Annotated in this window: 13 protein-coding genes; 2 read left to right on the plus strand and 11 right to left on the minus strand. The window is 69.3% G+C overall.

Translation table 11 applies throughout. From position 1 onward, the window contains the following. Window positions 1-47 precede the first annotated feature (47 nt). Window positions 48-824 carry an NRDE family protein gene (locus AC1Q5A_RS14475; RefSeq protein WP_492701846.1) on the plus strand — a complete coding sequence of 259 codons (777 nt, stop codon included), beginning with the start codon at window positions 48-50 and terminating at the stop codon, window positions 822-824. A 428-nt stretch (window positions 825-1,252) separates the two neighbouring features. On the opposite strand, the gene AC1Q5A_RS14480 is transcribed toward AC1Q5A_RS14475, so the two are convergent. From AC1Q5A_RS14480 to AC1Q5A_RS14530, 11 genes are all read right to left on the minus strand, one after another. After that, window positions 1,253-1,654 (minus strand): YchJ family protein, encoded by a 402-nt coding sequence (locus AC1Q5A_RS14480; RefSeq protein ID WP_492701795.1) that lies wholly within the window; start codon window positions 1,652-1,654, stop codon window positions 1,253-1,255. 55 nt (window positions 1,655-1,709) lie between these two features. Beyond that, the gene (locus tag AC1Q5A_RS14485; RefSeq protein WP_492701797.1) at window positions 1,710-2,306 is read right to left on the minus strand and encodes a DUF938 domain-containing protein; all 597 of its coding nucleotides are present in this window, start codon (window positions 2,304-2,306) and stop codon (window positions 1,710-1,712) included. Window positions 2,307-2,319: 13 nt separating this feature from the next. Beyond that, window positions 2,320-2,517: a hypothetical protein gene (locus tag AC1Q5A_RS14490; RefSeq protein WP_492701799.1), complete on the minus strand. Its 198-nt coding sequence runs from the start codon at window positions 2,515-2,517 to the stop codon at window positions 2,320-2,322. A gap of 94 nt (window positions 2,518-2,611) precedes the next feature. Then, window positions 2,612-3,190 carry an NnrU family protein gene (locus AC1Q5A_RS14495; protein ID WP_492701801.1) on the minus strand — a complete coding sequence of 193 codons (579 nt, stop codon included), beginning with the start codon at window positions 3,188-3,190 and terminating at the stop codon, window positions 2,612-2,614. A gap of 70 nt (window positions 3,191-3,260) precedes the next feature. Further along, window positions 3,261-3,824 (minus strand): HutD/Ves family protein, encoded by a 564-nt coding sequence (locus AC1Q5A_RS14500; RefSeq protein WP_492701803.1) that lies wholly within the window; start codon window positions 3,822-3,824, stop codon window positions 3,261-3,263. A gap of 193 nt (window positions 3,825-4,017) precedes the next feature. After that, window positions 4,018-6,141 (minus strand): ATP-dependent DNA helicase DinG, encoded by a 2,124-nt coding sequence (gene dinG, locus AC1Q5A_RS14505; protein WP_492701805.1) that lies wholly within the window; start codon window positions 6,139-6,141, stop codon window positions 4,018-4,020. A 217-nt stretch (window positions 6,142-6,358) separates the two neighbouring features. After that, entirely contained in the window at window positions 6,359-7,012 is a 654-nt protein-coding gene (locus tag AC1Q5A_RS14510) for a DsbA family oxidoreductase (RefSeq protein WP_492701807.1), read from the minus strand. 65 nt (window positions 7,013-7,077) lie between these two features. Next, window positions 7,078-8,742, minus strand: coding sequence for an NAD(P)/FAD-dependent oxidoreductase (locus AC1Q5A_RS14515; RefSeq protein WP_492701809.1), 1,665 nt, complete (start codon window positions 8,740-8,742; stop codon window positions 7,078-7,080). Between the two features lie 154 nt (window positions 8,743-8,896). Continuing rightward, entirely contained in the window at window positions 8,897-9,118 is a 222-nt protein-coding gene (locus AC1Q5A_RS14520) for a hypothetical protein (RefSeq protein WP_492701811.1), read from the minus strand. A 140-nt stretch (window positions 9,119-9,258) separates the two neighbouring features. After that, window positions 9,259-9,765 (minus strand): DUF1993 domain-containing protein, encoded by a 507-nt coding sequence (locus AC1Q5A_RS14525; protein ID WP_492701813.1) that lies wholly within the window; start codon window positions 9,763-9,765, stop codon window positions 9,259-9,261. Then, window positions 9,762-11,114 (minus strand): TCR/Tet family MFS transporter, encoded by a 1,353-nt coding sequence (locus tag AC1Q5A_RS14530; RefSeq protein ID WP_492701815.1) that lies wholly within the window; start codon window positions 11,112-11,114, stop codon window positions 9,762-9,764. Before AC1Q5A_RS14530 ends, AC1Q5A_RS14525 begins: the two co-directional genes overlap by 4 nt. A 185-nt stretch (window positions 11,115-11,299) precedes the next feature. Here AC1Q5A_RS14530 and AC1Q5A_RS14535 point away from each other — a divergent pair, with 185 nt between their 5' ends. Next, entirely contained in the window at window positions 11,300-13,012 is a 1,713-nt protein-coding gene (locus AC1Q5A_RS14535; protein WP_492701817.1) for a DUF8614 domain-containing protein, read from the plus strand. Window positions 13,013-13,296 lie beyond the last annotated feature (284 nt).

Consider the following 13,296-nt stretch of genomic DNA (forward strand, 5'->3'; position numbering starts at 1 on the left):
GATCATGGCCGGGTCCCGGCATGGCCCGCTCCGCCCGGGTCGTCGCGATGTGCCTGATCGCCTTCGCCTGGAACACCCATCCGCGCTGGCGTCTGCTGCTGGCCGGCAACCGTGACGAGTTCCACGCGCGCCCCAGTGCGGCGCTGGCGCGCTGGGACGATGCGCCGATCGTCGGCGGGCGCGACCTCGAGGCAGGCGGTACCTGGCTCGGGGTCACCGACGGCGGGCGCTGCTGCGTGGTGACCAACGTGCGCGACCCGCGCGATCCGCAGCTGGGCACTTCGCGCGGCCTGCTCGCCACCGATTACCTCATCGGCAAAGCCGATGCCGCCGCGCACGCGCAACGGTTGCTGCGTGCGGCCGCCGGCTACCGTCCGTTCAACCTGCTCACCTTCGATGCGAGCGCGGCGTTCTATCTCGGCAATCGCCCCGATCCGCGTGCGCAGGCCGTAACCTCCGGCGTGCACGGCCTGTCGAACGCTGATTTCAACACGCCATGGCCGAAAACCCGCACGCTGATGCAGCGGCTGCAGCAGTGGATCGACGCCGGCGGCGACGCGGATTTCGCACCGCTGTTCGGGGCCCTCGCCGACGAACGGCAGGCGCCGGATGCGCAATTGCCCGACACCGGGGTGGGGTTGGAGCGCGAGCGCCTGCTGTCGCCCGCGTTCATCCGCGGCGAGCAGTACGGCACACGCGCCAGCACCGTGGTGGCGATCGGCCACGACGGCGGCGGGGTGATCGCAGAACGTCGTTTCGGGCCGGGCGGCCGCTTCCACGGCGAGACGGTGCTGCGCTTCGGCGAGCTCGCCCCGCGCTGCTAGTCCGGCGCCTACGCCGGCGATCGGCATCGTCGGCTGCCCGCGCGTGTGGCCGCGGGCTAGCCTGTCGCCAGGTCCACGGAACGGAACGGGCGCATGCGCAGGGAATGGTTTTCGCTGGCCGCCGGTGTTGCATTGTCCATCGCCGGCGCGGCGCATGCGACCGATTGCCCCGACTGGTCGCTGGTGCGGGCGCGGCAGGAGCTCGCCATGCTGCGTGACCGGCTGGACGGCTGGGACCGCGGCGTCACAGGACTGGGCGGTGGCGTGGAAGTATCCGGCCGTGTCGGCGCTGGCCGAGGTGCGTGCCGTCGAGTTCACCGTCGGTCGCAGCGGCCGCATCACACCGGTGCTGGAGCTGGAGCCGGTGCAACTGGACGACCAGCGCGCCTGCGGGTGGCCGGCGTGCAGGGTTTCTGAGCGTCAGATCTTCAACTCTTCAACTCGCCGTCGTGGTAGTACCAGCGGCCGTCCTCGCGCACGAAGCGGCTGGTCTCGTGCTGGCGCTGCGCGCGACCGCCGCCGAGGCGATAGCGGGCCACGAACTCCACGATGGCGTGGGCATCGTCGATGGCCAGCTGGCGGCGCACCTCCAGCCCCAGCCAGGTCGGCGGCGGCTGCTGCGCGGCCAGCCGCAGGGAAGCCGGGCGGGTGTCGGCATGCCAGCTGGCCAGCAGGTAGTCCTCGCGCTTGAGCACGTAGGCGCTGTAGCGCGAGCGCATCAGCTGTTCGGCGGTGGCGGCGATGGCGCCGTCGTGCAGTGGCCCGCAGCATTGGCTGTAACCGGCCGGGTTGCCGCAGGGGCAGGGAGTCAGCGTGTCGATCGACTTCATGCCGCCTTTGTACCCGGTTCGGCGCGATCATGCAGGTCTGCCGTGTGGGCGATGCTCATAGGTGGACGCGTTGCCACACGCGGCAGCGGTTGTTGGCCGGCATCGCGACGTCGGCGCGCAGGCGGAAACCGGCGGCGTCGGCCAGCGCGTCGACGGCTTCGGCGTCGCGGATCGCCATGTGCTCGCCGCGCGCCTTCAGCCGTGCGTCGAACGCGGCATTGCTGTCGCTGCTGTAGCGGCCGTGTTCATTGAACGGTCCGTAGATCGCGAGCACGGCATCGTCGGTGGTGATCGCAGGCAACCGGGCGAACAGCCGCTGCACCTCGGGCCAGGCCATGATGTGCAGGGTGTTGGCGCTGAACACCGCGTCGAACGGTCCGTTCGGCCAAGGGCCGCCGACGTCCAGTTCCAGCGGCGGCGGGGTGTTCGGCAGCGCCGCCTCGTCCAGCCAGGCGCGGATGCCGGGCAGGTTCTCCGCGCGGTCGGAGGCCTGCCAGCTCAGCCGCGGCAACGCCGCGGCGAAATGCACCGCGTGCTGGCCGGTGCCGCTGCCGATTTCCAGTACCTGCCGGCGATCGGCGAAATGTTCGCGCAACACGCCGAGGATCGGTTCGCGGTTGCGCTCGCACGAGGGCGAGTGCGGCTTCTCCACGCGCAGGCGAGCGTCAGACCGGATGCCCGCGCAGCACGCGGGCGGGCAACATCAGCAGCGCAGCGAGGAAGGCGAACGCGGCGCTTACGGTAATGCCGACCAGCCGCAGCGGCAGCAACAGCAGCCACACGAGCGGATACAGCACCAGCGCCAGCAGCGCCAGCGGCCAGCAGAACACCAGCAGCAACAGCCAGAGCAGGAAACCAGCCATGCGGTGATCCTCGCGGAGGGGTGGTGTGGATACCGACTTTAGCGCAGCCCGATACCCGCGCGCAGGTGACTCTCGGCACCCCCGCGCGACAGGTTCACGCCATCGGGTTCACCCCGATCAGCCCCAGGTGCAGCCACAGCGCGAACACCGCCCAGCCGGCGATGCCGACCCCCACGGCCAGCAGGTCACCGGCCAGGGTGCCGGCCGGATAGACCGTGCCAGCGGCGCGATCGCGTCGGCGCGACACGATGAACAGCAGCACGGCCCACAGCAGGAACGCGCCGAACAGCAGCACGTCATGCAGCATGCCGGTGGCCAGCAGGTGACCGACCGCCCAGCTCTTCACGCCCAGCAGCATCGGATGGCCGAACTTCGCCTTGAGATGGTTGCGCGGGATGTACGCGGCCGCCACCAGTACGAAGGCAAGCAGGGTGAACAGCGCGTTGAGGTGACGCAGCCACAGCGGCGGCACATACAGCAGCACGGGATGCTGCCTTGCCAGGCCGAAGCCGTACACGATCAGCACCAGGCCGATGATCGAGGCCACCGAGTAGATGCCTTTCCAGCCCATCTCGCCAAATCGCACCCGCTGCCGGTTGCGCCAGCCGTCGGCGAAGATGCGCAGCGAGTGGATGCCGAGAAAGATCAGCAGGCCGAGGATCAGCACGGGCATGGCGGGACTCCGGTGGCGACGGGAAGTGCCGAATATAGGCGGCTGCCGCGCAACGTCATAGTGACAATCGTCAGGCGACGGCCTCGACCCGCGCGACCAGCGCCAGCGCGCCCGGGTGCAAGGTCAGCGCCGCGGCGTCGGCAGGCGGCCGCCAGGCGTCGCCCGGGTGCAGCATGCCGTCGACGCTGCCGATCGTGCCGCTGGCGCAATACACCAGCACGGTGGCGGGGTCGGTCAGGTGTGGTCCTGCATCCCGCCACACGTCGATCGCGCCGCGCACCCGGGCGCGACGCAGCATCAGGTTGAAGTCGCGGGTGGGCCCGCCGGCCAGTGTCACCGCCACCTTCGCCTCGCCGGGAAACGCGAATGGCGCGAACGGCGTGGTGAGCTCGTGCACGCGGCCGTCGTCAAGCGTCATCGTGAATCCGGCGCCGTCGAGCAGCACGATCTGCCGGTCGATGCCGGGAAACGAGGAGAACGGCGCGGCACTGTCGACTTCGGCGATGCTGATGCGCCAGAGGAAATCGCTGCTGCCGGCAGCGGACGGCTGGACGGCCATTTCGCGGGTGCGGCCGAGGCCGTTCTTCCACGGCTGGGGCGGACAATTCTGCAGATGGATGATGCGGTTTTGCATGGATGAACTCGTCATGACGTGAGCGTACTGGTGGCCGCTCTGCTCTTCCCCCTGCGCGCCGCAAAGGGATTTCCTTCGGTCGCAGGGGGAGGCTGGGAGGGGTGGTCCGAGGGTGCCGGAAGGTCAAAAGCTTAACCCCTCCCTGGCCCTCCCCTGCTTCGCAGGGGAGGGAGCAAGGCGGTGCGGCGCGCGCTCAGTGGCTGCGTTCGATCACGCGCTCAAACGGGGGCAGCGCCTTCAGCATGCCGGCGCCGTAGCGCTTGGTGACCACGCGGCGGTCCAGCAGCACGATGCGGCCGCGGTCGGTCTCGTTGCGGATCAGGCGGCCGCAGTACTGGGTGAGCAGGCGCGTGGCCTCGGGGATGGTGACCTCGATGAACGGGTTGCGGCCGCGCGATTCCAGCCATTCGGCATAGGTGGCGCCAACCGGGTCGGTGGGCACCGCGAACGGCAGCTGGGTGATCACCACCGTCTCGCACAGCTTGCCGGGCAGGTCGAGGCCCTCGCCGAACGAAGCCAGCCCGAACAGCGTGCTGCCCTTGCCGGCCTCGATGTCGGCGCAATGCTCGGCGACCAGCTGCGACTTGCCCAGCGAGCCCTGCGCGCGCACCCTGCGCACCTGTGCGATCGGCAGCTTCTGCAGCACGCGGTCGAGCTTCGCGCGCGAGGTGAACAGCACCAGGTTGCCGGCGTCCCAATCCAGGTTTTCCGCCAGCCACTCGCTGATCTCCTCCGCGTGCGCCTCGCGCGCGTCGGGCAGCGTGCGCATCGCCGGTACCTCCAGCCGTGCCTGCGCGGCAAGGTCGAACGGCGAGGGCAGGCTGAGCGTCACCGCGTCGTCGGGCAGGCCCACCGCGTCGGCGAAGCCGCGGAAGTTGCCGCCCGCGCTCAGGGTGGCCGAGGTCAGCAGCACGCCGCTGGCGTTGCCCCACAGCACGCTGCGCAGCAGGCTTGCGGCGGATACCGCCGAGGCGTGGCAGACCAGTTGCTGGTCGCCGCCCAGCAGGGTGACCCAGCGCGCCAGCGGCGGCGCGTCGTCCGGATCGTCGCCGGACCATGCGCGCCAGCAGCTGGCCTGCCTGCCGATGCGTTCCAGCGCGATGCCCAGCTCGCGCGCCAGCGCCTCCTGGGTCGGCCCGCCGTCGGTCATCTCGACCACCGCGCGGCGCACCGCGCCAAGCCAGCGCTGCACCTCGCCGGTGAGCAGGCTGAGCAGGCGCGCGTGTTCCACCCACGGGCCGGGCAGCTGGCCCAGCGAGCCGCGGTACATCGGTTCGGTCTCGGCCGGGTCGGGCAGCCAGCCGAGGCGGATCTCCTTCTCCAGCTCTTCCAGCGCGTCGCTGAGCTCCTGCAGCTTCGCGTCGCCCGTGTCCAGCGTGAGCTTGCCCAGGCTTTCCTTGTCGGTGAGCGAATACGCCGCGTGCACCTGCCGGCCGAGCCGGCTCAGCTGGCGCACGCTGGCGGTCATGTAGACCTCGGCCGCGCCGCGGTCGATCGCCTTGCCCGGCACGTGGTGGCCTTCGTCGAAGATGTATAGCGTCTCGTCGGGGCGCGGCAGGATCACGCCGCCCCAGGCCTGGGTACCGTCGCCCTCGTCCTCGCCCGGCATGGTGAGGTCGGCCAGCACCAGGTCCTGGTTCGCCACGATGATCTCGGCGTCGTCCACCGCGCGGCGCGCGGCGAAGAACGGGCAGATCATGAACTGGCCGCACTTGCGGTTGGTGCAGCCGCCGGCGCTGGTGGTGATCATCGGTCGCAGCAGGTCGCTGACCGGCTCCGGTGCGCTGTCCATGTCGCCGTTCCACTCGTTGCGGTCGAACGCGGCGCTGAGCATGGCCAGCGCCTGCTTGTCGCGCGCCTGCGGCGGCTTGCTCCACAGCGCGAGATCCGAATCGAAACCGGCCAGGCCCATCTGCGCGCTGTCGTTGATGCTGTTGCGCGCCATCAGCAGGTTGCGCGGGCACAGGTAGCGGCCGCGGCCCTTGGCCAGCGCCACCTTCGCCTCGATGCCGTTGAGCCGGAGGTAGAGCGGGATGTCACGCTGTACCAGCTGTTCCTGCAGCGCCACGGTGGCGGTGGCGATCAGCAGCTTCTTCTTCTGGAAGCGCGCCACCGCGACCCCGGCGATCAGGTAGGCCATCGACTTGCCGGTGCCGGTGGGGGCCTCGATCACCGCGACGCCGCCTTCGGCGGCCAGCGCCTTGGCCACCTCGGCGATCATGCGCCCCTGCGAGGCGCGCGCACGAAAATCCGGCAGGCCGTCCTTCAGGCGCGTGTAGGCGGCGCGGATGGCGTCTTTGGTGGTGTCGGCGAGCATGCGGTGGATCGGGAACCTGTGGCGCGGGTACGCGTGGGCACGGCGGCGGACGTGGTGCCGGATGACAGGCGGCAGTTTATCGGTATTGCGTGTTCGCCCGCAGGCAGGCGGCAGCCCGCTGCTGCCGTGCGGTCGGTGGCGGCTGGTCCCGCTCGGCTACCTGCGCTCGCTGCCGCCGCGCGGGAATCGGTTGCGGCGCCCCACATGCCGGGCGCGCTTACTCCGCGGCGGCGATCTGCCGCAACGCCTGCTCGAACGCCTCCGGCGGCTGCCCGCCGGAAATCAGGTGGCGGCCGTTGATGATGGTGGCCGGCACCGAATGGATGCCGCGCGAGATGAAGAACTCCTCCTGCGTGCGCACCGCGTCGGCGAACTCGCCGCTGGCCAGGATCTGCCGCGCGCGCTGCGCGTCCAGTCCCACCTCGGCGGCCAGCCGCACCAGCGTATCGTGCGCGCCGACGTCCTCGCCATCGGTGAAGTAGGCGCGCAACAGCGCCTGCTTCAATGCGAGCTGGCGGCCTTCCAGCCCGGCCCAGTGCAGCAGCCGGTGCGCGTCGAAGGTATTGTAGACGCGGCGGCGCCGCGCCATGTCGAAGGTGAAGCCCAGCGCCGCGCCGCGTTCGCGGATCACCTCCTGGTTCGCCGCCATCTGCGCCGGCGTGCTGCCGTACTTGCGCACCAGGTGCTCGACCGCGTCCTCGCCTTCTGCCGTCATCTGCGGGTTCAGCTCGAACGGCTGGAAGTGGACTTCCGCGGCAACCTCGCCCTCCAGCTTCGTGAGCGCCTGCTGCAACGAAGCCAGCCCGATCGCGCACCAAGGGCAGGACACGTCGGAAACGAAGTCGATGCGGAGCGGAGCGGGCGTGGACATCGGGGTACCTTGGTCGTGAGGCAGTACTGCGGATCCGATCAAGATGTGGCCGCGATGCGGCGCAATCAACCGCCGGCCGGAACCAGGCTGCCGGTGATGCTCAGCGCCACGGCCTCGGCCGCCTTGATGCCATCCACTGCGGCGGAAAGGATGCCGCCGGCGTAGCCGGCGCCTTCGCCGGCGGGGTAGAGGCCGCGGGTGTTGAGGCTTTGCAGGCTGTCGTCGCGCGTGATGCGCACGGGCGAGGAGGTGCGCGTCTCCACGCCGGTGAGGATCGCGTCGTGCATCGCGTAGCCGCGGATCTGCCGTTCGAACGTGGGCAGCGCCTCGCGGATCGCGGCGATCGCGTAGTCGGGCAGCGCGCTGTCGAGGCTGCCCAGGGTGACGCCGGGCTGGTAGGACGGTTGCACGTCGCCGAACTCGCGCGAGGCGCGGCCGGCGAGGAAGTCGCCGACCCGTTGCGCCGGGGCGCTGTAGTTTTCGCCGCCGAGCATATAGGCACGGCTTTCCAGCGTGCGCTGCAGGGCGATGCCGGCGAGCGGGCTGCCACTGGCATCGAACGGCGCGAAGTCGGCGGGCTCGATGCCGACCACCACCGCCGCGTTCGCGTTGCGCTCGTTGCGCGAGTACTGGCTCATGCCGTTGGTGACCACGCGGCCGGGCTCGCTGGTGGCGGCCACCACGGTGCCGCCGGGGCACATGCAGAAGCTGTATACGGAGCGGCCGCGACCACCCTGATTTCCTTTGCCGTGATGCACCAGCTTGTAGTCGGCTGCGCCGAGGATCGGGTGGCCGGCCTGCGGGCCGAAGCGGGCGCGGTCGATCACCGACTGCGGATGTTCGATACGGAAGCCGATCGAAAAAGGCTTTGCCTCCAGGTAAACGTTGCGTGCATGTAGCATCTCGAACGTGTCGCGCGCGCTGTGGCCGAGCGCCAGCACCACGTGGTCGGCGCGCAGCTGTTCGCCGCTGGCCAGGGTGACGCCGCGCACGCGGCGCCCGCCGGTTGCATCGGTGTCGATCAGCAGATCGTCCACGCGCTGGCTGAAGCGGATCTCGCCACCCAGCGACTCGATCGTGGCGCGCATGTTCTCCACCATCGTCACCAGCCGGAACGTGCCGATGTGCGGCTTGCTGACGTAGAGGATCTCCTCCGGCGCGCCGGCCTTGACGAATTCGGCGAGCACCTTGCGGCCGTGGTGCTGCGGGTCGCGGATCTGGCTGTGCAGCTTGCCGTCGGAAAACGTGCCGGCGCCGCCCTCGCCGAACTGCACGTTCGACTCCGGGTGCAACTGGCGCTTGCGCCACAGATCCCAGGTGTCTTTCGTGCGCTCGCGCACTTCCTTGCCGCGGTCGAGGATGATCGGGCGGAAACCCATCTGCGCCAGGATCAGTCCCGCGAACAGCCCGCAGGGGCCGAAGCCGACCACCAGCGGCCGGTGCTCGCGCCGCGGCGGGGCCTTGGTGACGAAGTGGTAGCCGGTGTCCGGCGTCGGCTGCACGTGCGGGTCGCCCGCGAAACGACGCAGCAGTTCGGCCTCGCGCGGGGTGTCGATGTCCAGCGCGTAGATCAGCATGATTGCGCCGCGCTTGCGGGCGTCGTAGCCGCGCCGGGCGACGGTGTAGCCGGTGAGCGCGGCGGCGTCGATGTCCAGCCGCCCGAGGATCGCGGCGGTGAGCGCGGCCTCGCCGTGATCGAGCGGCAGCTTGAGGTCGGTCAGTCGCAGCATGGGTGCCCGGGGCGGTCGTCGACTAGGGTGGGCATTGGCCCGGTCGACTATTGTCGATGCGATCGCGCACAGCCGACAAGCGCGGCCGGCCCATGACATCTTGTCCTGTCTCGGCAGGTGCGGGGGCAGCCCCAAAGTGACCCGCAGGGTCAGTTCAGGCCGCGAGCATGGTCAGGATCTGTTCGCCTGTGGCGCGCGGGTGCAGCAGCAGGTAGTGCGGATGCATGCTGCGGCCATGCCGTCGGGCGGCGACGACGCACGGCTCGCCGTCGTCGGCGGTCACGGATAGCGGGGTCGGGCGGCGCCGGTCCCACAAGCGCCGGAGCACCAGGCCGTGCTGTGGGCCGCCGACGATGATGCATTTGATGTGTTCCATGACGCTTGCTCGGAAGGTGGTGGAGGAGATATCTCCCTCAAGGCATAAATCGTGCCATGAATCCATGAATAAACGTAGTATGCATCACATTTTAGTGATTTGGCGGCGACGGTCCGTCCCCGGGCCGTCGCCGTGCCGGCTCAGGCGTTGCCGATGAAGTCGGTTTTGCCGATGTCGGTGCCGGCCTGGCGCAGGATGTCGTAGGCGGTGGTGCAGTGGAAGAACAGGTTCGGGATGGTGAAGTGCAGCAGGTAGGCCTGGCCTTCGAAATGCATCTCGCCGGTGCGCATCTTCAGGTGGATCGCGCGGGTCTCGCTGCCGTCGATCTGCTCCGGCCTGAAGCTCTTGACGTACGCGATCGAGCGCTCGATGCGGCTGTAGGCCTGCTCCAGCGTAGTCTCGCAGTCCTCGAAGCTCTGCGGCTCCACCCCGGCCAGGCGGGCGGTGCCGCGGGTGGCCATGTCGCAGGCGATCTGGATCTGCTTGATCAGCGGCAGCATGTCGGGGATCAGCCGGGTCTGCAGCAGCACTTCATCGCTGACGTTCTTCGACTTCGCGTGCTGCTCGCCCTTCTTCAGCACGTGGGCGAGGTTGCCCAGTGCGCGGATGAAGACGGGAACGGAGGCCTGGTACATGGAAAGCGTCATGGTTGGTCTTCCTGGGGTTCGCGGGAGTGTTCGGGTGGAGGAGCGCCAGCCAGCATGGGCAGGTCGCCGGGAAGCACGATGGGTGCGAGTTCGTCGGGGTCCGCTGCCGCGACCGCCGGCAGGTGGCGGGTCACCCGGGCGGCGATCGCCAGGCCGGCCAGCATCAGCGCGGCCGAAAGCACGAAGGCTACACCCGGCAGATGGACAGGCGAGGATGGGGTGATCGACAGCGCGAAGACCTGCGCGAACAGATAGGGCCCGAAGATGCCGGCGAAACTGCCCAGGCTGCCGATCGCGCCCTGCAGCCGGCCCTGTTCGGAGGGGTCGACCTGCTGGGTCATGATCGACTGGATCGGCGGCATCGCCAGCCCCCACAGCGCCAGCAGCGGCACGCCGAGCAGGAACACCCGGCCGGTGCCGGCCACGCCCATCACCAGGAACGCGCCGACGCCGAACAGCATGCCGGCCAGCAGCACGCGACGTTCGCCGAAACGCGGCGCCAGGCGGCCGGTAAGCAGCGCCTGCACCGCGCCGTCGCAGGCACCGACCAGCATCAGTGCGTAGCCGACCGCCTGCGGGCCCCAGTGGTAGCGGTAATCCGCGTACAGCACGAACACCGTCTGCAGCACGTAGTGCGCCAGGTAGACCAGGAACAGCACCACTGCCAGGCCGAACACCTGCGGGTGGCGGCGCAGCAGCTTCAGCGAGCCGAACGGGTGTGCGCTGTGCAGCTCGAGCCGGCGGGTGCGGCGTTCCTTCGGCAACGACTCGGGCAGGATGAAGCAGCCGTACAGGAAGTTGCACAGCGCCAGCGCAGCGGCCACCCAGAACGGCAGCCGCAGGGCGATGCCGCCGAGGAAGCCGCCCACGCCGGGGCCGATGATGAAGCCCAGCCCGAACGCGCTGCCCAGGATGCCGAACGCGGCCGCGCGTTTCTCCTTCGGCGTGATGTCGGCGATATAGGCATTGGCGGTGCTGAAGCTGGCCGCGGTCATGCCGAGCAGGATGCGCGCCAGGAACAGCAGCCACAGCGTGGGCGCCAGCGCCAGCACTACGAAATCCACCGCCAGGCCGAGGTTGGAGATCAGGATCACCGGCCGCCGGCCGTAACGGTCCGACAGCGCGCCCTGCACCGGCGAGAACACGAACTGTACGAGCGCGAACACCGTGCTGAAGATGCCCACCCACCACGCCGCCTTCGCAATGCCGCCGCCGGCCAGCTGTTCGATCAGGTGCGGCAGCACCGGGATGATGATGCCGAACGCCAGCATGTCCAGCAGCACGGTGACGTAGATGAAGGCCAGCGCGGCCCGGTGGCGCGGTGCGGCGGGAGTCGGCGGCTGGTCCATGGACGTGGCGGGGCGATGGGAGGGGCACGATAACCGAACGGCAGCGGCACGGCATGTGCATCCGCTCAGGCCTGGCCCGCAAGGCCGACGCCGTAACCGGGATGGGGTTCACACGATCCGCCGCGCGGGCGCCGCCGGCAGGCATGGCGCGATATCATGGGCGACCCCTTCGCCAAGGAGTCGCCATGGTCCGGCGTCTGCTTTCCACGTGCCTGCTGCTGGCACTGGCCGCCTGTTCCTCCCAGCATGACACGCCGGCACCGGTGTCGAAGGAAGAACTGGCGCCGGCGCCGACTGCCAGCGCGCCCGCCCCGGCGTCGACCAGCGACGCGACCAGCACGGCGGTGCAGCGGCACCTGGCCGACTACGCCACGGTGAAACTTGCCGCCGACCTGTCGCGGTTCGACGCGCGGCAGAAGAAGATGATCGCGCTGCTGGTCGAGGCGGCCGACAGCATGAACGCGATCTACTGGCAGCAGGCGTGGGGCGACAAGAATGCGCTGCTGCAGAAGATCGCCGACCCGGCCACGCGCGAATTCGCCGAGATCAACTACGGCCCGTGGGACCGGCTCGACAACGACCAGCCGTTCGTCGATGGGGTCGGGGCGCGTCCGCCGGGCGCGCAGTTCTATCCGGCGGATATGACCAAGGCGGAGTTCGAAAAGTCCCCGCTGAAGGACAAGACCGCGCTGTACACCCTGCTGCGCCGCGACGCACAAGGCCAACTGGTCAGCGTGCCGTACCACGAGGCGTACAAGGCCGAGCTGGAGAAAACCGCCGGCCTGCTGCGCCAGGCCGCGAAACTGGCGAAGGATCCCGGCTTCCGCAAATACCTTGCGCTGCGCGCCGGCGCGCTGCTCAGCGACGACTACCAGGCCAGCGACTTCGCCTGGATGGACATGAAGAAGAACCCGGTCGACCTCGTGATCGGCCCGATCGAGACCTACGAGGACCAGCTGTACGGCTACAAGGCCAGCTACGAATCCTACGTGCTGATCAAGGACCAGGCCTGGAGCGCGAAGCTGGCCCGCTTCGCCAGGTACCTGCCCCAGCTGCAGCGCGAGCTGCCGGTGGCCGACCGGTACAAGGCGGAAAAGCCCGGCTCCGACGCCGACCTCAACGCCTACTTCGCGGTCTACTACGGCGGCAACGCCAACGTCGGCGCCAAGACCATCGCGATCAACCTGCCCAATGACGAGCAGGTACAGCTGAACAAGGGCACGCGCCGGCTGCAGCTGGAAAACGTGATGCAGGCGAAGTTCGACCGGATCATGCTGCCGATCGCGAAAGAACTGATCGCCGACGACCAGCAGCACAACCTCAGCTTCGACGCGTTCTTCCAGAACACCATGTTCCACGAAGTGGCGCACGGGCTGGGCATCAAGAACACGCTCGACGGCAAGAGTACCGTGCGCAAGGCGCTGAAGGACCAGGCCTCCAGCTTCGAGGAAGGCAAGGCGGACATCCTCGGCCTGTACATGGTGACCAAGCTCGCCGACAAGGGCGAGCTGGACAAGGCCAAGCTGATGGACAACTACGTCACCTTCCTCGCCGGCATCCTGCGCTCGGTGCGCTTCGGCGCGTCCGACGCGCACGCCAAGGCGAACATGGTGCGATTCAACTTCTTCAAGCAGCAGGGTGCGTTCAGCCGGGACGAGAAGACCGGCCGCTACCGCGTCGACTTCGACAAGATGACCGCGGCGATGAACGCGCTGTCGGCGAAGCTGCTGACCATCCAGGGCGACGGCGACTACGACGCCGCGAAACAGCTCACCGATCAGATGGGCGCCGTGGACGCCGAACTGGCCGGCGACCTGAAGCGGCTCGACCAGGCGCACATTCCGGTCGACATCCGCTTCGAGCAGGGGCTCGACGTGCTGGGGCTCAAGCAGCCCTGAAGCGGGCCGTTCCGTAGGGCGGGCACCGCCCGCCGATTCGTGCCATGACGGGGCAAAAGCCGGCGGACAGTGTCCGCCCTACGCTGCAGGCGAGGCCCAGTCGGCTACGGCCTGCGGGTGTTCGAGGTGCAGGTGGTGGCTGCCGGCCAGGTGGTTGACGGCGATGTCCGGTACGCAGGTGGCGCGGGCCTGCATCATCGCGGCGGGCCGTTCCGTAGGGCGGGCACCGCCCGCCGATTCGTGCCATGACGGGGCAAAAGCCGGCGGACAGTGTCCGCCCTTAC

This window comes from Rhodanobacter sp. GW835-FHT13D09, from assembly GCF_058793995.1.